Origin of the sequence: Kitasatospora sp. NPDC057223 (assembly GCF_042669755.1) — a bacterium.
Taxonomy (GTDB): Bacteria; Actinomycetota; Actinomycetes; order Streptomycetales; family Streptomycetaceae; genus Kitasatospora.
On sequence record NZ_JBHUWW010000019.1, the window covers coordinates 67,588 to 87,156 of the forward strand.

The 19,569-nt window shown below is 72.0% G+C and carries 21 protein-coding genes; 10 read left to right on the forward strand and 11 right to left on the reverse strand.

Features of this window, described 5'->3' with window-relative positions:
* Positions 1 to 49: 49 nt before the first annotated feature.
* The 6 genes from ACFUK0_RS10645 (at position 50) to ACFUK0_RS10670 (ending at position 4,156) form a co-directional block, all read left to right on the forward strand.
* Positions 50 to 928 carry a hypothetical protein gene (locus ACFUK0_RS10645; protein ID WP_380248353.1) on the forward strand — a complete coding sequence of 293 codons (879 nt, stop codon included), beginning with the start codon at positions 50 to 52 and terminating at the stop codon, positions 926 to 928.
* Between the two features lie 16 nt (positions 929 to 944).
* Complete coding sequence (locus tag ACFUK0_RS10650; protein ID WP_380248355.1) at positions 945 to 1,367, forward strand: hypothetical protein; 423 nt, start codon at positions 945 to 947, stop codon at positions 1,365 to 1,367.
* A 67-nt stretch (positions 1,368 to 1,434) separates the two neighbouring features.
* Complete coding sequence (locus tag ACFUK0_RS10655) at positions 1,435 to 1,998, forward strand: hypothetical protein (RefSeq protein WP_380248357.1); 564 nt, start codon at positions 1,435 to 1,437, stop codon at positions 1,996 to 1,998.
* On the forward strand, positions 1,995 to 2,555 hold the full coding sequence (locus tag ACFUK0_RS10660) for a hypothetical protein (protein WP_380248359.1): 561 nt from the start codon (positions 1,995 to 1,997) through the stop codon (positions 2,553 to 2,555). Before ACFUK0_RS10655 ends, ACFUK0_RS10660 begins: the two co-directional genes overlap by 4 nt.
* On the forward strand, positions 2,524 to 3,207 hold the full coding sequence (locus ACFUK0_RS10665) for a hypothetical protein (RefSeq protein WP_380248361.1): 684 nt from the start codon (positions 2,524 to 2,526) through the stop codon (positions 3,205 to 3,207). The genes ACFUK0_RS10660 and ACFUK0_RS10665 overlap by 32 nt, the downstream gene beginning before the upstream one ends.
* A complete protein-coding gene (locus ACFUK0_RS10670) occupies positions 3,194 to 4,156 on the forward strand; it encodes a DUF6349 family protein (protein ID WP_380248363.1) in 963 nt (320 codons plus the stop codon). The genes ACFUK0_RS10665 and ACFUK0_RS10670 overlap by 14 nt, the downstream gene beginning before the upstream one ends.
* A 614-nt stretch (positions 4,157 to 4,770) precedes the next feature.
* Here ACFUK0_RS10670 and ACFUK0_RS10675 read toward each other — a convergent pair.
* The 8 genes from ACFUK0_RS10675 to ACFUK0_RS10710 all read right to left on the reverse strand — a co-directional run bounded on the left by ACFUK0_RS10675 (position 4,771) and on the right by ACFUK0_RS10710 (position 12,443).
* Positions 4,771 to 5,511, reverse strand: a complete 741-nt coding sequence (locus ACFUK0_RS10675) for an ANTAR domain-containing protein (protein ID WP_380248365.1) — start codon at positions 5,509 to 5,511, stop codon at positions 4,771 to 4,773.
* A gap of 119 nt (positions 5,512 to 5,630) precedes the next feature.
* A complete protein-coding gene (locus tag ACFUK0_RS10680; RefSeq protein WP_380248367.1) occupies positions 5,631 to 6,200 on the reverse strand; it encodes a hypothetical protein in 570 nt (189 codons plus the stop codon).
* 9 nt (positions 6,201 to 6,209) lie between these two features.
* On the reverse strand, positions 6,210 to 6,641 hold the full coding sequence (locus ACFUK0_RS10685; protein ID WP_380248369.1) for a hypothetical protein: 432 nt from the start codon (positions 6,639 to 6,641) through the stop codon (positions 6,210 to 6,212).
* Positions 6,642 to 6,673: 32 nt separating this feature from the next.
* Positions 6,674 to 7,486 carry a hypothetical protein gene (locus tag ACFUK0_RS10690; protein WP_380248371.1) on the reverse strand — a complete coding sequence of 271 codons (813 nt, stop codon included), beginning with the start codon at positions 7,484 to 7,486 and terminating at the stop codon, positions 6,674 to 6,676.
* 28 nt (positions 7,487 to 7,514) lie between these two features.
* Positions 7,515 to 8,021, reverse strand: a complete 507-nt coding sequence (locus ACFUK0_RS10695; RefSeq protein ID WP_380248373.1) for a hypothetical protein — start codon at positions 8,019 to 8,021, stop codon at positions 7,515 to 7,517.
* 14 nt (positions 8,022 to 8,035) lie between these two features.
* Positions 8,036 to 9,631: a hypothetical protein gene (locus ACFUK0_RS10700; RefSeq protein WP_380248375.1), complete on the reverse strand. Its 1,596-nt coding sequence runs from the start codon at positions 9,629 to 9,631 to the stop codon at positions 8,036 to 8,038.
* Complete coding sequence (locus ACFUK0_RS10705; RefSeq protein ID WP_380248377.1) at positions 9,628 to 11,118, reverse strand: pyridoxal phosphate-dependent decarboxylase family protein; 1,491 nt, start codon at positions 11,116 to 11,118, stop codon at positions 9,628 to 9,630. The genes ACFUK0_RS10700 and ACFUK0_RS10705 overlap by 4 nt, the downstream gene beginning before the upstream one ends.
* Before the next feature lie 668 nt (positions 11,119 to 11,786).
* Positions 11,787 to 12,443: a peroxiredoxin-like family protein gene (locus ACFUK0_RS10710; protein WP_380248379.1), complete on the reverse strand. Its 657-nt coding sequence runs from the start codon at positions 12,441 to 12,443 to the stop codon at positions 11,787 to 11,789.
* A gap of 120 nt (positions 12,444 to 12,563) precedes the next feature.
* Here ACFUK0_RS10710 and ACFUK0_RS10715 point away from each other — a divergent pair, with 120 nt between their 5' ends.
* Complete coding sequence (locus ACFUK0_RS10715; protein ID WP_380248381.1) at positions 12,564 to 13,475, forward strand: 1-aminocyclopropane-1-carboxylate deaminase/D-cysteine desulfhydrase; 912 nt, start codon at positions 12,564 to 12,566, stop codon at positions 13,473 to 13,475.
* Here the strand turns inward: ACFUK0_RS10715 and ACFUK0_RS10720 are convergent.
* Positions 13,450 to 14,067 carry a TetR/AcrR family transcriptional regulator gene (locus ACFUK0_RS10720; protein WP_380248383.1) on the reverse strand — a complete coding sequence of 206 codons (618 nt, stop codon included), beginning with the start codon at positions 14,065 to 14,067 and terminating at the stop codon, positions 13,450 to 13,452. The genes ACFUK0_RS10715 and ACFUK0_RS10720 overlap by 26 nt on opposite strands.
* A 96-nt stretch (positions 14,068 to 14,163) precedes the next feature.
* Here ACFUK0_RS10720 and ACFUK0_RS10725 point away from each other — a divergent pair, with 96 nt between their 5' ends.
* A complete protein-coding gene (locus tag ACFUK0_RS10725; protein ID WP_380248385.1) occupies positions 14,164 to 15,165 on the forward strand; it encodes an NADP-dependent oxidoreductase in 1,002 nt (333 codons plus the stop codon).
* Between the two features lie 15 nt (positions 15,166 to 15,180).
* Here ACFUK0_RS10725 and ACFUK0_RS10730 read toward each other — a convergent pair whose 3' ends face one another.
* Together ACFUK0_RS10730 and ACFUK0_RS10735 are read right to left on the reverse strand one after the other, a co-directional pair.
* Positions 15,181 to 16,728, reverse strand: a complete 1,548-nt coding sequence (locus ACFUK0_RS10730) for an LCP family protein (RefSeq protein ID WP_380248387.1) — start codon at positions 16,726 to 16,728, stop codon at positions 15,181 to 15,183.
* Between the two features lie 195 nt (positions 16,729 to 16,923).
* Positions 16,924 to 17,403 (reverse strand): MarR family winged helix-turn-helix transcriptional regulator, encoded by a 480-nt coding sequence (locus ACFUK0_RS10735; RefSeq protein WP_380248389.1) that lies wholly within the window; start codon positions 17,401 to 17,403, stop codon positions 16,924 to 16,926.
* A 163-nt stretch (positions 17,404 to 17,566) separates the two neighbouring features.
* Here ACFUK0_RS10735 and ACFUK0_RS10740 point away from each other — a divergent pair, with 163 nt between their 5' ends.
* A complete protein-coding gene (locus ACFUK0_RS10740; RefSeq protein WP_380248391.1) occupies positions 17,567 to 18,592 on the forward strand; it encodes an NADP-dependent oxidoreductase in 1,026 nt (341 codons plus the stop codon).
* A gap of 353 nt (positions 18,593 to 18,945) precedes the next feature.
* On the forward strand, positions 18,946 to 19,440 hold the full coding sequence (locus tag ACFUK0_RS10745; protein WP_380248393.1) for a DUF3145 domain-containing protein: 495 nt from the start codon (positions 18,946 to 18,948) through the stop codon (positions 19,438 to 19,440).
* The last annotated feature ends 129 nt before the right edge of the window (positions 19,441 to 19,569 follow it).

Here is a 19,569-nt window from a genome sequence, read left to right on the forward strand (position 1 = left end):
TCCGGGGGCGCGCCGAACCGCGCCCCCGGCCCACACCCGGGAAGACGCCATGACCACCGCCACCTTCACCCTCGGCCAGCACATCGCAGCCGCCCTTCACCTACGCGGAATCCAGGCCACGTACAACGGCCACGCCTCCGCCCGCTCCGCCTGGCTGGAGGTCCACCTGCCCGGCGGCACCGCGATCTGGATCTCCGACCAGGACGCCAAGATCGACATCAACCCCAGCCGACACCACGGACTCAACGCCATCCACTACCTCGGAGACCCCTACGGCCAACCGGGACACGCCGTCACAGTCCACAGCGCCGACCGGGACCCCGCCACCACCAACGCCGACACCGCCCAGACCGACATCGACGCGCTCGCCGCCGCCGTGGCCGCCCACATCGACACCTGGAACAAGAGCCCCGCCGCCAGGCACCCGGACCGCCCCATCGACGAATACGGCGTCATGGACCTCCCCGTCCGCTACCTCCGGCCCGGCGACATAACCGTGCACACCGGCACCGGCACGGAAGCCGTCGTCGTGAACACCCAACGCCTCGGCCGCGGCGGCGAGCACCGACGCACCACCCGCACCATCACCCCACCCACCCGGGGAGGCACCGCCAACCTGCCCGCCACCCACTGGCAGTTCCCGCACAACCTGCGCAGCGCAGGCGCCCAGGTCGTCACCGTCGTCGCCCACCGCCACCACGACCCCGACACGCTGCCGCCCATCCCATACCCCCAGATACCCGAGCACTTCAGGAACGGCGACCACGTCGTCCACGAATCGACCATCTGGGAGCGCACAGACGGGGCCTGGCTCAACGCCACCCACACCCCCTACGCCAAGCCCACCGCCGACGACGCGATCCGCCGCCTGTTCACCGACGACAACTGCCTGCGCCTCGGCATCCCCGCCTACCAGCCCGCCCACTGACCCAAGGACCCGAACCATGCTCGACCTCAGCACCCGCCGCAACGCGGCTTCCGCCTCCCAGGCCATCGGCCGCGTCGAAGAACTCGAACTCATCCCCGACCACCCCTACCCCGGCTCGGACGTCCACTGGCGGCTGCGGTGCGGCCGGGACGGTTGCACCTGGACCGGCGTCCTCTTCTTCTCCCACCTCCGCGCCAGCCGCGGCCACAACCGCCGGCACCCCAACTGCACCGGCAACCCCGGCACCTACCGAGCCCGCAAGACCGATGACGAACTCCTCGCCCACCTCCACGAGGTGTTCCCCGGCATCAAGTTCTGCGTCCACCCCACCCCGGCGGGCCGGACCATCGAGTGGTCCGACGGCCCGACCCTGCACCACGTCAAGGCGCACATCGGCCCCAACCAAGTCACCGCCTTCGCCCAGTCCATCGACACCTGACCTCACCGCGCCGGGCGGCGCCCACAGCCGCCCGCCGCGGGCCCAACTGACCCCGGAAGCCCACACCGTGCCCGTCGAACTCGACCTCACAGGCCTGCCCCTCGACCTCGTCCCCGTGATCATCGCCCGCACCCGCAGCGAACTCGAACAGGCCGCCCCCACGATCCCCGACGCCCACCGTCGCGATGCCACACGCGTCCACCACCGCCACCACGGCCCCGGCTGGGCCTACGTCCGCTGGGCCAACCTCCAACACCAGGGCAGCACCATCCACAACGCCCGCCACATCCTCACCGCCGACCCTCACCACCCCTGGTGGTCCCTACCCGTCCATCCCCGCTCCCCGTTCTTCCGCTTCGACCCCGACACCGGCCACCCCATCGAAGGCTCAGCCCGCCCCTACCCCCACCCCGTCACCACCGACAACACCGAACCCCTCGGCCTGTGCGCGCACTGCGGCTCCCGAGGTCGCTTCCCCGTCCGCTGCGCCGCCGACGACCCCGACCGCCACCACGAACAGCACCGCTACCCCAACGGCCGCCCTTGGAAGTACGCGACCTGCCCCGCCCACTGCCAGCCCATCACCGACCCGGTACACCTCCACACCCCGAACCTGGAGCAGCAGCCATGACCCCACGCCGCGCCTACACCGGCCCCACCCACTACCGCACCCCCAATGGGATCTTCGGAGGCCCCACCGTCACCAACGCCCCGATCCTCACCGTGCGACCCGTCGAACTGACCGCTCTCGTCAGCCACAGCCCGGCCGTCCGCCTCACCCTCGCCAACAACGCCGGACGCGGCCCGGCGCAGTTGGAGACGGTGGAATGGGGCACCCCGGACACCTGGCAGCCCGCGCCCGCCGAACCGCTCAACGCCATCGTGGCCGTACTCACCGCCGGCGGACTGCCCGCCCACCCGCACCAGACCCGAGCCGGCGACGCCGGCGCGGTCCTCCACCTGGCCCGCAAGGACCGCTACTGCCAGCTCGTGATCATCTCGCGCGGCAACGTGCTGGCCTACCAGTTCCTTGACCGCTTCGGTCACGAGCCCGCCTTCTACCGCTGGGACAACACCCGGACTGCCGACGCCCCGGCCGTCGCCCGACGCTTCTGCCACACCTTCAAGGCCCGAATCCTCCCGACCCGACCCGCTGATGCTGTACCTGGCCAACCCCTCCACCCCTGACATCCGGGCGGCGATGACCGCAGGCGACCTCGGATGTATCACCACCCCGCGCCAAGGCAACCCTGTCCCGCCCGGCGCCTGGTGGGCCGCCGACAACGGTCGCTTCGGCAAGGGCTGGCCCGGCTCCGAACGGTGGTGGACCTGGCTCACCGGCCAGGTCCACCGCTACGACCCCGACCACTGCCTCTTCGCCGTCGCCCCGGATCGCCCCTTCGATGCCCCCGCAACCCTCGCCGACTCCGCCCCCTGGCTACCGCGAATCCGATCCCTCGGCATTCCCGCGGCCTACGCCGCCCAAGACGGCTGCGACGAACCCGACCTATTGCCCTGGCCCGATTTCGACGTCCTGTTCATCGCCGGCACCACCAACTGGAAGACCGGCGTGGTCGCCGAACGCCTGGCCCGCCAAGCCCGCCAACTCGGCAAGAACGTCCACATGGGCCGCGTGAACTCCCGCCGACGCCTCCACCTCGCCGACTACTTCGGCTGCGCCACGAGCGACGGCACCTACCTGACCTATGGCCCCGACCAGAACCTGCCCCGCCTCCTGAACTGGCTCGCCGACCTCCACCACCAGCCGACACTACTCACCCCATCGCCGACCACCACACCATCACCCGTACGAGAGAGCCCCGGCCATGCCCACCCTTGACCAACTCCGCCGCCACCTCGCAACCCCGCTCGGCGCAGATCCCAACCCCGACCAGCCGACCATCGCCGGGCACCTTCTCTGGGACACCCTGACCGCCGCCGACCACATCCCCGCCGTTCACGACCACAGTGCCGGACGCGCCATCACCCTCGACTTCCCGGACGGCACCAGCATCTGGATCAGCGAGCAGGCCGACATCACCCACCCGCCCGCCGAGCATGAAGGCTGGTGCGCACTCCACTTCAGCGACCCAGCCGACCCACTCGGCGACTACGTGATGATCTACATGGGCGACGGCCTCACCCACGCCGAGGACACCGCCGCCTGCGTCGAAGCCATCACCGCCTGGATCACTGCCCACCAGGCCATCGGCGCCATCGCCCGCCAGACCGCCTACGTCACACTTCCCAAGACCATCCCCCGCGAGACGCTGCGAACCGCCTGGGAGATCGAATACGGCCACCCCGGCTTCAACGGTGGCCGCCCACCCACGGCCACCAAGCAGCACGCCGCCACGCTGATTGAACGGATCTGGGGGAAGCCCGACCCCACCAACCCGGACGCCGACCCCGCCGACCTCTGGGTCTACCTCCGCCGCGGCGCCTGCACCGCCTGCCCTTGGGAGGGCCCGAACCGACGCGACCACAACCAAGCCATCGAAGACGCCCTTGACCACACCCACCCAGCGTGGCGCCAGCTCCCCACCATGCCCGCTGGCATCAGCGGAAAGCGTGCCGCCCAGCTGGCCGCGCACCGCAACGCCGTCTATCCCACGGGCTGGTTCGACTCCGGTGGCCCCCTCAAGGTCACCACCACCACCCGCCGAGCCCGGCATGAGCCCGGCCGGTCTCCGGGCGGCGGCTACCACGTCAAGGTGTACGAGCCTCCGCAGATCACGGCTGCTGCCGAACAGCTCTCCCTGCTCTGCTGGGGCGACGGGGGTGAGTGAGTCGCAGATCGGTGGGCTGGAACTGCTACTCGGCGCGAGGGCGGGATGAACTTCCAAGAGGGGCTTGCAGCGGGTTTCCGATCACGCTACGGTCGCTTCGAAATCCGGTCCGGGGCTGTTGTGAGAATGGCCTCGGATATCCGGAGCGGAACCTTGCGGCTCCGGAAGGGCAGTCCCTTTGAGCCGCGTTCTGGGGCCAACGAGGCACCAGGTCAGATTGGGTGCGTCGACCGCACGCCGCCGATCCGGGCCTCTCCGTGGAATTTCCGTGGAAGTAGTGCCGGAGACGAGCGGTGAAAGACAGTGAAGCCTGGAGGCGGGTCAGGGTGAGAAACCTGCTCTGACCTGGTGAAACAGGTAGAGGCGACGCAAGGTAGTGAACGTCGATCAATTCGCACTCAGGACTCATAATCCCTTGGTCGTGGGTTCGAGTCCCACCCGCCCCACACCGCAAAAAGGGTCCTCACCAGGGAGAAATCTAGAGGGCCGGGGAGCCGGAACGGTCACGACGCGCCGGAAGTCACCTGGACGGTCGCGCCTTGAGGCCTGCGCCGTCCGGCAGGAGCGGCGGGTAACGCCGCCCGCTGCCCGCTGCCCGCCCCCTCGGCCCGTGGCTACGCGGGCCCGCGTGTGACGATCCCGTCCACGACCTCCTGGCACACGTCGCGCAGTTTCGTGTTGCGACTCCGGGAGGTACGGCGCAGCAGGCCGAACGCCTCGGTGGCGGTGCACCGCTCGCGCGCCATCAGCACGCCGATGGCCTGGTCGATGACGGCCCTGGTGTCCACCGCGCGGTTCATGTCCGTGACTGTTCTACGGGCCCGTTCGGCGTCCTCGCCCAGCCGCAGGATGTCGCCGAGATGGTCGGCGAGCGGGCGTGCCCGGTGGCGCAGAGCACCCAGGCCGCCCGGTGAACTCCCGTACAGGGTAAGGGCGGCGCGCGCACCGTGGCGGCGCCGGCGAAGCACGGGCAGGGCCAGTGCGAAGGTGATGGCGGCGGTGGGGCCGGGGTCGTCGAGGATGCCCTCCTGCTCCCCCCGGACGGCTCCCGCTCCGGCGGCCGGAGTGCGGGCCGCGAACTCCCGGCCCTGGCGGAGCGCCTCCAGGGTGGGGCCGGCACCGAGCTGCCGTTGCAGGGTGTAGGCCGTCAGGGCGGCCGGGCCGTGGTGGACCAGGACGGCCGGCCCGGCCCGCCCGCCCGTCGTCAGGCTGGCCGCGGTGACCCCGGGCAACTGGGCCAGGGCCTGGCCGAGCGCGCCGGACAGCACCTCGTTCACCGCGACCGGAGTGCCCTCCGGCAGGGCCGGGTGCCGTGCCGGGCGCGCGGACGGGACGTCGTGCAGGGAGAGGGACATGAGCAGCCTCGGGAGCGGGCGGCCACGGAGGGCCGGACACGGACGGACGACGGCGCACCGCCACCCCGCTCCCGGGCAGCCGGCCTGCCGGGCTGTACCGGGGAGCGGGGTGGCGGGTGTCAGAGCGCGAGCACCCGGATCGACGGGTGGTCGACGGTGTTCAGGTAGAGCTTCTCCCGGGTGCCCTCCTGCTCCAGCTCCAGGAGCAGGCGGTAGTGGTACACGCCCGGCTTGGCGGTGCTGAGAACGGTGCCCGCCCAGTAGTAGTAGACCGGGGTGAACGGCGAGCGCATCCGGTCCGGCATCCCGTAGATCTTGAGTTCGGTGCAGAGCTTCTGCTCCGCGACGTCCTCCTCGTCACCCCGTTCGGTGTCGAGGAAGACGATGTTGTTGATCTTCGGCATCGGTGGCCACGTCCCGTCCAGCCGCCGTTCCATGTCGAGCGGGCGGATGATCCAGTTCAGCACCTGCCCCTGCTTGCAGACGGTCTGGAGGTTGCGCGATCCCTGACCCTCGCCGCCGATGCTGTTGTCCATCATGTACATCGCGTCGGTCAGCGAGCCGGTGGCGGTCGCCCGCTCCATGTTGAGCAGCGTCACGATGTTGAGCTGGACCGAGTTGAGCTGTCCCGGGTTCTGCTTCGCCACCGTGCCACCGTCGGTGGCCCCGCTGTGCGTACTGGTCGTCAAAACTCCTCCTCAGCCGATCAGGGCGGGCGAAAGGGTGGTGGTCACCGGTTCGGTCCGGGTGCCCAGGACGAAACTGATCCGGTAGGGGACGGGCTCGGCGGAGTCCTTCTTCACCGTGCCCGTCCAGTAGGCGACGTCGGTGCCGGGGTAGACCTTGCGCTCCGGCGTGCAGAACTCCGGGTCGATCTCGATCCCGTCGATCCCGACGAACGCCTCGCACTCCAGCGCCAGCACGTTCCACAGCAGCTGGTCGCCCCGGCGGACCCGGGTCTGCAGTTCCTCGCTGCCGAGGCCCGTGGAGCCGCCCGCGAGGTTGGTGTCGTACAGGTAGAGATTGCCCTGCATGCTGCGGGACGCCAGCGCGCCCACGCAGTCCACCACCGCGGTGATGGAGATCGGCCGCTTCGGAACGGATTCCTGCGGCTTCGGTTTGGTGGCCATCTGTCTCTCCTCGTCCGGCCCGGGTTCGGGGGCTACTGCGGGAAGGCGGCCGGCGCGAGGGGCAGCAGCCCCAGGCCGGCCTTGGTGAAACCGTTGCGCTTGGGATCGCTGGTGACCCGGATCCGGGAGCGGCAGCTGAGGTCGACCGGCTCCCAGACCCAGGCGCCGTCGTGCCGCACCAGGTCGTGGAGCTGGATGTTCATGGTGTACGTGTAGGTGCCCGGCCGGGAGCTGTCCACGGTCGCGGACCAGTACCAGCCGTCGGTCACCAGATCCGGGGACCCGTACTCCGCCGGGTACATGATCTTCTGGTCGACCGCCTCGCCGAGGATGTCGGTGATGATCGGGGCCGGGTAGGAGTGCACGGCCGCGTCCGCGTCCGCCACCACCTGGCCGGTGACGTCCAGGACCTTGCGGGCGGCCGGTCCGCCGACCCGCTGGGAGTTGCCCACCGGAGCGCCGACACTGCCCCGGATCCGCTGCAGTTCCGCCGCTGCGTCGGCGGACCCGCCCGCCGCGGAGCCCGAGGGCCGGGCGCCGAGCTCCGCCAGATCGGTGAGCGCCTGCTGGTCGCTCTGCCGGGCCCGCAGCGTCTGGTAGCCGCGCGGCACCGTCGGCGGGATCGAACCGAGCGAGTAGGGGAGCCAGTTGAGCACCAGTTCGGTGCCCTGGGAGCCGTCGTTCCAGTACGAGCCGTTCATCACGGTCACCAGGTCGCCGGTGCCCTGGCCCTCGGAGCCGTGCAGCTTCATGTTGTCGAACAGGTAGACGTTTCCGTCGAGCGTCCTGGTCGCCAGCGCGTTGCCGACGTCCACGAGCACGATGATCGCGAGTTGCTGGGTCATGCGTCCGCCCTTCCGGCCGGGGCCGTGGTCAACCGCACAGCAGTGCGGAGGTGTCGAGGTGGAACAGGCTGTGCGGGCCCTGGTGCATCCGCAGCTCCAGCCGGTAGCGGTGGGGCACGCCGGGCACCATCGAGGCCGGGACGACGGCGGTCCAGTCGTCCAGGTCGAGCTGCTCGCCGGCCTCCGGCAGGCCGGTCGCGCCGGCCGCGCCGTCGGCCGTCGTACCGTCGGCGTCGGTGGTGCCGTCACTGCCGCCGGTGCCGCCGGTGCCGCCGGTGCCGCCGGTACTGTCGGTGCCGTCCGGGCCCAGGAAGGTGATGCTCCTGATCTCGACCGGCGTCTGCAGGTCGACGGCGAGCACGGACCAGCCGACCACCTGGCCGGGGCTGACCACGGTGCACAACTCGGTCGTCCCCTGGCCGGTGCTGCCCAGCGCCCCGTCGTCCACGATGCTGAGGTTGCCGTTGTGCAGCGTGCCGTCGGAGAGCGCCCCGATGACGTCCACCAGGACGATGATGTTGACCTTCGGTTTCATTTCTTCCCCTCTGCCTAGCCCCGGTCCCTGACCAGGGGCACCTTGCCGATGGCGGTCCGTTCGATCTCGGCGGACGCCCGGGCGACGAGCTGGATGCGGAATCCGTAGCCCGTCTTCTCGATCGAGGCCGGGTTGGCCTCGCCGTGGTTGAAGAGCGAGAGCGACTGCGGAAGGGCGTCGACGAAGACCTGGTGCACGATGTGCCGGCCGAGGGCGACGTCCAACTGGTAGCTCAGCCCGGCGACGTCGTCGACCGAGGCCAGCAGGACCAGTGACCTGCTCTCCCGGTGGTTCACGAACTGGACGTCGTGGGCCAGCTCGCCCAGGTCCGGCCCGCCGGCCAGCAGCAGTCGCTCGCACACCGCGCGGTAGGCGTGCGACGCGGAGTACTGGCTGTCGTTCAGGTGCAGCACCTCACCCGTCCGGCCGGCGAACTCGAACTGCTGGGTCTTCAGCTCCGGCCCGTCGAACCGGGGCCTGCGGATCATCCGGTCACCGAGCTTGAGCCGCAGCAGCGGTGCCTCGTGCCCGTGCAGCCGGGTGACCACCAGCTCGCCCTCCTCGCCCTCGGCGACCCAGTTGCCCTGCTCGTCGACGATCTCGACCAGGTGCAGGCCCGGGACGGCCGACAGCACCGGCGACCCGGCACGGAGCTGGAGGCCGATGGTCTCCGCCTGGGTGGCGGCGAAGTAGCTCAGCACCACCACGTTCGGGTAGACCGCGAGGAGCTCCGCCCGCTTGCGCTGGGACAGCACTCCGCTGCCGTAGAGCGCCACCCGGAAACTCTCCCGGGCCTCCAGGCTCATGCCCGCCCCGAGCTCGCTCAGGATCGCGATGCCCGCGGTGATCCCCATCAGGGCTTTCGGCCCCGGGTAGCCGAACATGTGCTCCAGCACCGGTGCCGTGACCGGCCCCGCACCGATGTAGTTGACCCCGGGCACCTGCTGCAGCACCCCGCCGACCATGGTGCCGCTGCTCCACATCTGGTAATCGGCCAGTGTCGTGCACAGCCACTTGGGGGTGTTGCCCGGCAGGTAGTGGGCGAGCTGGTGGGTGCCCATGAAACGGCCGGCGATCTCGTACGTGTCGCGGAGCTCGCTGAGCGGGTAGACGGTCTCCAGCGGCAGGCCGCCGCTGGTGCCGCCGCTCGCCACGATCTCGAAGCCGCCGTGGCCGAGCGGCACGACCATGCCCGGGCGCGCGCCCATGAAGAAGTCCCGCTGGAGGTCCTTGTCGGAGAGCGGGACGCGCTGCCACGCCTCCCAGTCCGCCGGGGCACCGGTCACCCCGGCGTCGGCCAGCCGGCTCTGCCAGAGCGGGTTCAGCAGCACCGTGTTGACGAGCTGCTGGGCCCGGCGCAGGGCCAGTGCGTCCTGCACCGTGTGCGAGATCCGGCTGTACGGGGCCTGGCAGACCCGCTCGCACTCGCGGAGCTTGGAGGCGAAGGAGGGCAGCGTGCGGACGGCGTCGATGCCTTCGGGCTTCACCTCCCAGTCGGGGATCAGCCAGTTCGCCAACTCCTCGGCGCTGCCGGGGGAGAGCGTGCCGTGGGCGGTGTGGGGGGCATGGGCGGCGTGGGTGACGCCCGGGGCCTGTGCGGTGTCCGTCATCGGTTTCCCCTCGCGGTGGTCCGGATGTCCTGCGCGGCGTGCCGGATCTCGTGCAGCAGCATCCGGAAGTGCTCGGTCGTGGTCTCGTGGTTCATCAGCACCACCCGCAGGGCGGCGGTGCCGTCGATGTCGACCTTGGAGATGAAGAAGGTGCCGTTCTGTTTGACACGGTTGCGGATCGCGACCTGGAGGCGGTGCAGCTCCCGCTCGTCCGCCGGGCCCGGGTCGGAGAGCCCGGCGGGCCGGTGGCGGAAGCAGAGGATGTTGGCCTCCGGCCGGTGCAGGACCTCGAAGTCGGGCTGTTCCAGGAGGACTTCGTACGCGAGGGCCGTGGCGCGGCACAGCTGCTCGATCTTGTCGGCGAACAGGGCCCGGCCGTACACCGACCACAGGGTCCAGAGCGCCATGATCATCGGCCGCTTGGTGCACTCGAACGTCCGGTCGCCGCTGTCGAGTGCGGTGTACGGGTCGGGTTCCTCGTCGAACACGTAGCTGGCCTGCTGGCGGAACGCCCCCAGGCTGTGCTCCCGCTCCCGGTAGAAGAGCAGTGTGCAGGGGGCGGGGACGAACATCATCTTGTGCGCGTCCCAGGTGAGGGAGTCGGCCTTCGCGATGCCGCGCAGCTTCGCGCGCAGCCGGTCGGACACCAGCAGGCTCGCGCCGTGCGCGCCGTCCACGTGCAGCCAGGCGCCGCGCCGGTGCGCCAGGTCGGCGAGTTCGTCGAGCGGGTCGAAGGCCCCCACCGACGTACTGCCGGCCGAGGCGACCACGCAGAACACCCGGAGCCCGCGCCGCTCGGCCGCCGCCAGGGCCGTCTCCGCCCGGACGGGGCAGATCTGCCGCTCCTCGTTGAGCGGCAGCCGGACGATCTGCGCCTCGCCGATGCCCAGCACGCCGGCGGCGCGCGAGACGCTGTAGTGGACGTCCTCGCCCACCGCGATCGCCGGCCGCCCGTCCCCGGCCGCACCGGGGCCGCCCTCGGCCCAGAAGTCGGGGAACGCCTTGTTCCTGGCCGCCAGCAGGGCCGTCAGGTTCGCCAGCGAGCCTCCGGAGGTGGTCAGCATCTCGAACCGGCCGGCCGGCCAGCCGATGAACCGGTTCAGCTCCTCCGCCATGATCTGCTCCGCCACGTTCGGAAGTTGGGCCGCCTCGTAGAAGGACGAGGGCTGGTTGACCACCGAGCTGACGAACTCGACGACGCCCGCGAGCGGAACGACACCGGAGAACTGACGTCCCATCGAGCCGGGCGAGTGGACCGCGATTCCGGTCCGGACGTACAGGTCCAGGATTCCGGCGAGCTTCGCCCCGTCGAAGTCGGCGACACGCTCGTGCTCGGTGGTCATCAAGGCCCGGGCGGCCCGGGAGAGTACGGCCGGATCGACCAGTTCGAGCCCTCTGACCGATTGGTCGGAGAGATGTTTCTCCAGGATCCCGACGGCCGTTTCGGAATTCTCCCGGAACAGCTGGACGTCGAACACTTCTTTCATTTCGCTGTCCGTGTACGACTTGAACACGAGTGGCCCCCTTGAAAGCCTCCGGCCCGTGCATCCGTGGCCGCCGAAGGGCGGAACGGGTACGCGACGGGCCCTCCGCGCACACCGCCGCGAATTCGCGCCCACGGTGCGGGAGGGGCCGGACGGCGCGCCTGCCACCTGCGCGCCGCATGCCGGACATGAGAAGTGCTTGTCGGGGAGCCGGCCTGGTCTGTCTGCTGGCCGGCGTCCGCGGCGGGGCTGTGTGGCCGACGGAAGCCACGAGCCGATCATCGCCGCTGTGTTGCGGGTGGCAGGACGTGCCGGACTGCGGCCGTCCTTCAGGCGGAGGAATTCGGGAACGGACTCCGGCGCCCCCGTGCAGGCGGGTTCCCGGTCTGATCCCGCAATGACGGGTAAGGGTGGGGCAATATTCGAACGGGCTTTCGCTGCTGCTTCGGCACCCCCGGCAGCAGTCGTGACCCGACCACGTCACTGATACTAGTCAGGCGAATTCCGGATGTAATTCAAATCGGGTGAGCGCGGCCACAATGGCCAGAATCCGGTGGGCAGGTCCTGATATGGCTCGTGAGGCGCTCTTGTGATCGTCCGGGGGCTCTGCGAACATGCCACACCCGGCCGCCCGCTGTTCTCGCCCGCGCGACGGCCGTCCCGGAGCCGTTTCAGGTGGCGGGGACCGGGGCGCCGGCCAGGGCGGCCAGTGCCGCGAGGATGTCCGACGGCTCGGCCCGCCGGGTGAAGTCGGAGTCGACGAACGCCCAGCGGACCGTCCCGTCGCGGTCGATGACGTACGTCGCGGCGAGCGGAAGCGTGCGAGGGAGCTCCGTGCCGCCGGCGCCGAACCGGGCGTGGACGGCGCTCAGCTCCGCCGGGAGGTCGTACGCCAGGCCGTACTCTCCGGCGGTGCCCGAACCGGGGTCGCTGAGCACCTCGAAGGCGAGGGCGTGCTGCTCGGCCAGGGACAGCGAGTCGTCGGGCGGCTGCGGCGAGACGGCGACCAGTTGTGCGCCCAGGGCCGTGATGGCGGCGTGTGCCTGCTGCAGGGCGCGCAGGGCCAGGTTGCAGTACGGGCACCAGGCGCCGCGGTAGAAGGTCAGGACGACCGGCCCCAGGGCGAGCAGGTCGGCCAGGGCGACGGTGCGGCCGGTGGCCGACGGCAGCCGGAAGTCCGGGGCCGGGCCGCCGACGCCGAGGGCGTTCCCGGCCCGGCCGCCGGCGGCGAGCTCGGCCGCCGCCCGGTCCATGACCTCCCGCACGTCGGCGGGGATCTGCTGCTGCCGGGCCTGGTGGAAGGCGCGCAGTTCGGCGTCAAGGCTCATCGAGGAGGGCTTTCTGTGCTGGTCACGGCGCCGCGGCGGGCCGCCGTCCCATCCTCGCGGACCGGCCGGCCGCCACCCCGGGCGGCTCGCCGGTGGCCCGCCGGTCCGTATCCTGGCCGGATGCTCACCGCCACCACCCTGCCGACGCCGCTGGAGCAGGTCACCGATCCGGCGCTGGCCCGGGCCGGGGTCGAGCTGCGCCTGAAGCGGGACGACCTGCTGCACCCCGCCGTCCCGGGCAACAAGTGGCGCAAGCTGATGCCCAATCTGACGGCGGCCCTGGCCCAGGGGCACACCCGGCTGCTCACCTTCGGCGGGGCGTACTCCACCCACCTGCGGGCCACCGCCGCCGCCGCGCAGGCCCTGGGGCTGTCCAGCGTGGGGCTGGTCAGAGGGGCCGAACTGGCCGGGCTGCCGCGCAACTGGTCGCTGCGGGCGGCCGAGGCGGCCGGGATGGAGCTGGCGTTCCTCACCCGGTCCGCCTACCGGGAGATGGCGGGCCGCCCGGACGACCCGGCGGTCGCGGCGGAGCTGCTGGCCCGCTGGGGCCGCGCCCTGGTGCTGCCCGAGGGCGGCTCCAACGGGCCGGCGGTGACCGGCGTGGCGGCGGCGGTGGCCGAGATCCCCGGCCTCGGGCCGCAGGACGTGCTCTGCTGCCCGGTCGGCACCGGCGGCACCCTGGCGGGCCTCGCGGCCGGCCTGCCGCCCGGCGCCCGGGCGCTCGGGGTGGCGGTGCTGCGCGGCGGCGAGGGCTACCTGGAGGGCGAGGTGACCCGGCTCCACCGGGCCGCGTACGGGCGCGAGTTCGCCAACTGGCGGATCGACCACGGGCACCACGGCGGCGGCTACGGCAGAGTCCCGGCGGAGCTGGAGGCGTTCGCCGCCGACTTCGAGCAGCGGCACGGTACGGCCCTGGAGCGGCGCTACGTCGCCAAGGCGCTGCACGCCGTCCACGACCTCGCGGCGACGGGCGGGCTGGCGCCGGGCACCCGGGTCACCGTCGTGGTCACGGGGCTGCCGGATCCGGCGTAGCGGCCTCGGGCCCGCCCGTGCGGAGCCCGTCCATGAACAGGTCGAGGAGGTGCTCGGTGCGGGTGGCCATCGACGGGGACTGGCCGGTGATCCAGCCGAGCGCGTTGACCATCGCGAACAGGTCGGTGCCGTCGACGTCGGGGCGGACCGTCCCGGCGTCCTGGGCGTGCTCCAGCAGCCGGCCGGCGGCCTCGTGCATGGCCGTGCAGGAGGCGTGCAGGGCCGATTCGGGTTCGTCGACGGTGGCCATCAGCGAGGCGGCCAGGCCCCGGTAGGTGCCGGTGCCGAGGGTGAAGCCGCGCAGCCACTCGGCCAGCGCGGCCTCCGGCAGGAGGCTGCCCCGGAGTTCGTCCGCGCGGGCGGCGAGCTGGTCGAACCGGTCGCGGAGCAGGGCCTCCAGCAGGGCGTCACGGGTCGGGAAGTGGCGGTAGAGCGTGCCGAGGCCGACGTCCGCGCGGCGGGCGACGTCACGCAGGGAGGCCTGGGTGCCCTGCTCCTCGACGACGGCCCGGGCCGCTTCGAGGATGCGTCCGTGGTTGCGCTGGGCGTCGGCGCGTTGCCCGCGGGCGGCGGGCGGTTCCTCTCCGGTCATGCGGGCTCCCGGTGTTGACAATCGGAACAGTGCTCCGGTTAGTATCCGGAACACTGCTCCGCATCATACGCGGGGCGCCTGACGCTGGGGGAGAACATGGCACGGGCACGGATGATGAAGGCCGTCCGGGTGCACGCATTCGGCGGGCCCGGGGCCCTGCGGTACGAGGAGGTGTCCCGGCCCGTCCCCGGGCCGGGCGAGGTGCTGGTCCGCGTGCACGCGGCCGGCTTCAACCCGCCGGACGCCTACGCGCGGGCCGGCTTCGCGAACATCCCGGCGGCCGTCCGGCCGGTGCTGCCGCTGCCGTTCACCCCCGGCTCGGACATCTCCGGCGTGATCGCGGAGCTCGGTCCGGACGTCACCGGGTGGGCGGTCGGGGAGGCCGTCCTCGGCCTGGTGCGCTTCCCGTCGTCGCCCGGCAACGGCGCCCGCGGGTACGCGCAGTACGCGACGGCGCCGGTGGCGCACCTCGCGCGCAAGCCGGAGGGCCTGGACCACGTCCACGCGGCCGGCCTGCCGATGGCCGGACTCACCGCACACCAGTTCCTCTTCGAGCACATCGGCCTCGCGCCGGGCAGCACCGTGCTCGTCAACGGCGCGGCCGGCGGGGTCGGGCACTTCGCGGTCCAGTTGGCCAAGGGGGCCGGCGCCCACGTCGTCGGTGTCGCCTCGGGACGCCACGAGGCGTTCCTGCGGGCCCTGGGAGCGGACGGCTTCGTCGACTACACGACCACCGCGGTGCCCGACGCCGTACGCGAGGCGGACCACGTCCTCGACACGGTCGGCGGGCCGCACGGCCACCGCCTGCTCGCCGCCGTCCGCGACGGCGGCACGGTCAGCCCGGTCTTCTCCGGCGAGTACCACCGCGAGCGGGCGGGGGAGCGGGGCATCACCTTCCCGTCCGGGCAGGTGTACTCGGACGGGCCGCGGCTGGCCGGGCTGGCCGGACAGGCCGCGGCGGGCGGCCTGCGGGTGGCGGTGGACAGCGTCTTCCCGCTCGACCGCGCCGCCGACGCGCACGAGCGCGCCGCGCGGGGCCACGTCCAGGGCAAGATCGTCCTGCGGGTGGCCGAGGAGGGCGACCCCGACGCGGAGTGACCCCGGGGGTGCGGGTCAGCCGAAGGTCAGGTCGCTGCAGGGGTCGGCCGCGGCGTTGCGGGAGTTGTCGGCTATGCCGGACGGGATGCTCGACGGGATCGCTGACGCGGCGGCGGAGGCCCCCGCGGTGGCACCGGCCTTCGCACCGGCGGCGGCGTCATCGGCCGGCCCGTCCGGCACGGCGTCCCGGCCGAGGGTGACCACCACGCCGTCCGTGGCGGCGTCGGCGACCAGCCGGGCACCCGGGAAGAGCGCGGCCAGCTCCTCGGCCGTCGCCCGTGCGGCCGGGGCGTAGTCGATCTCGGTGGTGAGCCGGCTGCCGCCGTCGCCGAGGGTGACGTCCTGGTAGCCCTTGGCCCGCAGTGTCCGGGCGGTCTGGGTGGCCAGCCCCGTGGTCTTCGTCCCGTTGACGACCACGATCGGGGTGGTGGTCGCCACCGGGGCGGGCGGGGGCGGCGGGGTGCTGGGCGAGGCGGCGGCCTGGTCGGGCACCTGGCCGGTGGCCTGCCCGTCGAGCGTCCGGTCCTGGCGGAGCAGCGCCCACAGGGTGTCCACGTCGGGGTGGACGAGCGCGACCCGGTCACCCTGGAAGCGCCAGGGCGTGGTGACGAAGGTGATGTCCGCGAGCTTGATGCTCTGCAGCGACTGCGCGAAGTCGACGAGCTTCATCGCGGTGCCGAGGCCCTCGTCGACGGTCAGCGCGCGGGTGGCGGCGTCGGCCAGCGGGAGCAGGGTGCTGAGCGAGAACCCCTGGTCCTGGACCTTGCGGATCATCGAGGAGAGGAAGGCCTGCTGACGCTTCATCCGGCCGATGTCCGAGTTGTCGCCGAAGCCGTAGCGGGCCCGGAGGAAGTCGACGGCCGGCTGGCCGGATATCTTCTGCGGGCCCTTGGTGAGGTGGATGTCGTGGGAGTTCACGTCGTTGGGCACGCAGACGTCCACGCCGTTGATGGCCTCGGTCATCGCCGCGACACCCCGGAAGTCGACCACGATGGTGTGGTCGATCCGCAGGCCGGTCAGCGCCTCCACGGTGTTCTGGGTGCAGGCCGGGTTGCCCTGCGGGAACTGGCCGACGGTGAAGGCCTCGTTGAACATCTGCCCGGTGCGGGGGGCGGTCCACTGGCCGGTCGGCAGCTTGCAGGACGGGATGGTGACGAGGGCGTCGCGGGGTATCGAGACGCCGACGGCGTGCCGGTGGTCCGCGTAGACGTGCAGCAGGATCGCGGTGTCGGAGTGGCCGACGCCGACGTCGCCGCCGCCGAGCTGGTCGTTGCCGCCGTCCCGGGTGTCGGAGCCCAGGACCAGGACGTTCACCGGCAGCTTCGCGCCGGGCGTGACGGGCACCGGCGCGGGCGGGCGGCTGGTGGCGACGCCGCCCGGGTCGAAGGTGGTGATGTTGTTGTCGAGGCGGTGGTAGAACCAGGCGCCCGCGCCGACGGTGGAGAGCACCAGGACGGCGGCGAGGCCGATGGCGGTTCTGGCGATCCGCCGGCGCCTCGGCGCGCGGCTGCGCCGGCCGTCGTCACCGCGGCCGTCGCTGCGGCCGTTCGTGGGATCGCTCATTGCCTCCGTGCTTCCTGTGCGGCGACCGGCCGGGGCCGGTGTTGTGCTGACAGGGGTAAGACGCTTCGGCAATGCGTTCGGTTACACACCGAGGGCGGCGAACCGCCGGATGTGACCGGTATCACGGCCCGGAGCGGTTGCGCATCGGGGCAAAAGGGGCGCCGGTGGCCGCCGTCGGACGCCCGGGCGGTCCGCTCAGGCGGACGGGTCCGCGGCCGTCTCGCGGCCGACGCCCTCCAGCATCCGGCGCAGCAGGTCGCGCAGGACCGCCCGCTCGTCGGCGTCCAGGGTGGCCAGCGGCTCGCGGGCGAAGTTCAGCGACTCGCGCAGCTCCTCGGAGGCGGCGCTGCCCGCTCCGGTCGCGGCGACCAGCTTGACCCGGCGGTCCTGCCGGTCGGCCTCCCGGGTGACGAAGCCGCGGGTCTCCAGCCGGTCCACGATGCCGGTGATGTTGGATGGCTCGCAGCTGAGGGTCTGGGCGATGTGGCGCATCGGCATCGGGCCGCGGCGCAGCAGCGCGAGCACCTTGGCCTGGGCCCCGGTGAGCGAGCGGGCGGCGGCGGCCTCCTCGTACTCGCGGTGGAAGAGCGCGACCAGGTTGGCCATGAGGTCGACGACCTCACGGGTGATCGCATCGGTCGGCGGCGGGGCGACCTCGGTCGGCGTGGTGTCCATGCCGTCCAGCCTACCTGAACAGTTGACAACATGAACCTTTCATGTCCATGGTTGCTTCAGTACTTCAACCTTCCATGTTGACCGGTATTTCGGCGGCCCGGCCCACCCCGGCCCGGCCCCCGGCCCGACCCCAACCCCGACCTTCGAACGCAAGGAGCAACCGATGGCAGACCAGGCCGTACCCACCGCCGCGCGTGAGTGGCACCTCGCCGCCCGCCCGCAGGGCTGGCCCACCCCGGCGGACTTCGCGCTGGTCGAGGCGCCCGTCCGGCAGCCCGGCCCGGGCGAGATCCTGGTCCGCAACGAGTACCTCTCCGTCGACCCGTACATGCGCGGCCGGATGAACGACGTGAAGTCCTACGTCCCGCCGTTCCAGCTCGGCCGGGTCATGGACGGCGGGGCGGTCGGCCGCGTGGTCGCCTCCGAGGCCGAGGGCATCGAGCCCGGCGACGCCGTCCTGCACGGCGCCGGCTGGCGCGAGTACGCCACCGTGGACGCCAAGCACGCGGTGAAGGTGGACGCCCAGGCGGCCCCGCTCTCCTACTACCTCGGCGTGCTCGGCATGCCCGGCCTCACCGCCTACGCCGGCCTGCTCGACGTGGCGGACTTCAAGCCCGGCGACAGCGTCTTCGTCTCCGGCGCGGCCGGCGCCGTCGGCTCGCTGGTCGGCCAGATCGCGAAGCTCAAGGGCGCCTCCCGGGTGGTCGGCTCGGCCGGCTCGGCGGAGAAGGTCGCCCGGCTGACCGGCGAGTACGGCTTCGACGCCGCCTTCAACTACAAGGACGGCCCCGTCCGCGAGCAGCTGGAGAAGGCCGCCCCCGAGGGCATCGACGTGTACTTCGACAACGTCGGCGGCGAGCACCTGGAGGCCGCGATCTCCAGCCTCAAGGTGCACGGCCGGGCCACTCTGTGCGGCGCCATCGCGCAGTACAACGACACCTCCGCGCCCACCGGGCCGCGCAACCTGGCACTCGCCATCGGCAAGCGGCTGCGCCTGCAGGGCATGCTGGTCGGCGACCACGCGGCGCTGCAGCCGCAGTTCACCGCCGAGGTGGCCGGCTGGCTACGGGACGGCAGCCTCACCTACGACGAGACCGTGGTGGACGGCGTGGAGAACGCCGCCGAGGCCTTCATCGGCCTGCTGCGCGGCGGCAACACCGGCAAGATGGTGGTCCGCCTCGGCGGGTGACCGCCCCCGGGCCGCTCTCCTGTCGCCCCGTCGGCCCGCCCGGGCCGGCGGGGCGGTTTGCGTACGGGCGCGGGGAGGAGGGGCGCACTACCGCGGTCCGGGCGGATCCGAAAGAGCGTCACCCCTGGTGGGCGGCAGCGCGGTACGGTGGAACCGCCCTCTCATGGGGCCGTTCGGGGGAGAGATCCGATCGAGGGGTGGACCTCCTTGAGGATCCGACTAACATTGAGTGAAAGCCTGTCCGTTTTGCTCAATTTAGTGGCTTAATGTCGGCTATCTTGGGTAACTGTGGATCAACTGCAGGCACGAGGCAGCTGGGGAAGGCGACCCTCGTCCACAGCCTGGAGGTCCCGGTGACGACACGTGGAGTCCTGTACATCCACTCAGCGCCCCGCGCGCTGTGCCCGCACGTCGAGTGGGCGGTGGCGGGCGTGCTCGGTGTGCGGGTGAGCCTCGACTGGATCCGCCAGCCGGCCGCGCCCGGCCACTGGCGGGCCGAGTTCTCCTGGCAGGGGGAGCCCGGTACCGCGTCGAAGCTCGCCTCCGCCCTGCGCGGCTGGCAGCTGATGCGCTACGAGGTGACCAGCGAGCCCTGCGCGGCCGCCGAGGGCGAGCGCTTCAGCAGCACGCCCAGCCTCGGCATCTTCCATGCCGTGACGGGCATCCACGGCGACATCCTGATCCCCGAGGACAGGCTGCGGGCCGTCCTGCTGCGGGCCCGCAGCGAGGGCACCGACCTGGAGGCCGACATCTCCCGGCTGCTCGGCAAGCCCTGGGACGACGAACTGGAGCCGTTCCGCTACGCGGGTGAGGGCGCCCCGGTGCGCTGGCTGCACCAGGTCGTCTGACCGGGCGCGCCGCCGCCGCGACCGGCGCTGGCGCGTCCGACAGGCGCGTCCGGCAGACGCGTGCAACGGGCTCGGACAACGGGCGTGTACGCCTGGCGTGTACTGACAGTGGGGCCCGCGCTCATCGAG

Excerpts from the sequence above, each read along its gene's own strand:
- ACFUK0_RS10645 (WP_380248353.1), top strand. The coding sequence starts at position 50 with ATGACCACCGCCACCTTCACCCTCGGCCAGCACATCGCAGCCGCCCTT.
- ACFUK0_RS10650 (WP_380248355.1), top strand. The coding sequence starts at position 945 with ATGCTCGACCTCAGCACCCGCCGCAACGCGGCTTCCGCCTCCCAGGCC.
- ACFUK0_RS10660 (WP_380248359.1), top strand. The coding sequence starts at position 1,995 with ATGACCCCACGCCGCGCCTACACCGGCCCCACCCACTACCGCACCCCC.
- ACFUK0_RS10665 (WP_380248361.1), top strand. The coding sequence starts at position 2,524 with ATGCTGTACCTGGCCAACCCCTCCACCCCTGACATCCGGGCGGCGATG.
- ACFUK0_RS10670 (WP_380248363.1), top strand. The coding sequence starts at position 3,194 with ATGCCCACCCTTGACCAACTCCGCCGCCACCTCGCAACCCCGCTCGGC.
- ACFUK0_RS10675 (WP_380248365.1), bottom strand. The coding sequence starts at position 5,511 with ATGTCCCTCTCCCTGCACGACGTCCCGTCCGCGCGCCCGGCACGGCAC.
- ACFUK0_RS10685 (WP_380248369.1), bottom strand. The coding sequence starts at position 6,641 with ATGGCCACCAAACCGAAGCCGCAGGAATCCGTTCCGAAGCGGCCGATC.
- ACFUK0_RS10690 (WP_380248371.1), bottom strand. The coding sequence starts at position 7,486 with ATGACCCAGCAACTCGCGATCATCGTGCTCGTGGACGTCGGCAACGCG.
- ACFUK0_RS10695 (WP_380248373.1), bottom strand. The coding sequence starts at position 8,021 with ATGAAACCGAAGGTCAACATCATCGTCCTGGTGGACGTCATCGGGGCG.
- ACFUK0_RS10700 (WP_380248375.1), bottom strand. The coding sequence starts at position 9,631 with ATGACGGACACCGCACAGGCCCCGGGCGTCACCCACGCCGCCCATGCC.
- ACFUK0_RS10705 (WP_380248377.1), bottom strand. The coding sequence starts at position 11,118 with ATGAAAGAAGTGTTCGACGTCCAGCTGTTCCGGGAGAATTCCGAAACG.
- ACFUK0_RS10710 (WP_380248379.1), bottom strand. The coding sequence starts at position 12,443 with ATGAGCCTTGACGCCGAACTGCGCGCCTTCCACCAGGCCCGGCAGCAG.
- ACFUK0_RS10715 (WP_380248381.1), top strand. The coding sequence starts at position 12,564 with ATGCTCACCGCCACCACCCTGCCGACGCCGCTGGAGCAGGTCACCGAT.
- ACFUK0_RS10720 (WP_380248383.1), bottom strand. The coding sequence starts at position 14,067 with ATGACCGGAGAGGAACCGCCCGCCGCCCGCGGGCAACGCGCCGACGCC.
- ACFUK0_RS10725 (WP_380248385.1), top strand. The coding sequence starts at position 14,164 with ATGGCACGGGCACGGATGATGAAGGCCGTCCGGGTGCACGCATTCGGC.
- ACFUK0_RS10730 (WP_380248387.1), bottom strand. The coding sequence starts at position 16,728 with ATGAGCGATCCCACGAACGGCCGCAGCGACGGCCGCGGTGACGACGGC.
- ACFUK0_RS10735 (WP_380248389.1), bottom strand. The coding sequence starts at position 17,403 with ATGGACACCACGCCGACCGAGGTCGCCCCGCCGCCGACCGATGCGATC.
- ACFUK0_RS10740 (WP_380248391.1), top strand. The coding sequence starts at position 17,567 with ATGGCAGACCAGGCCGTACCCACCGCCGCGCGTGAGTGGCACCTCGCC.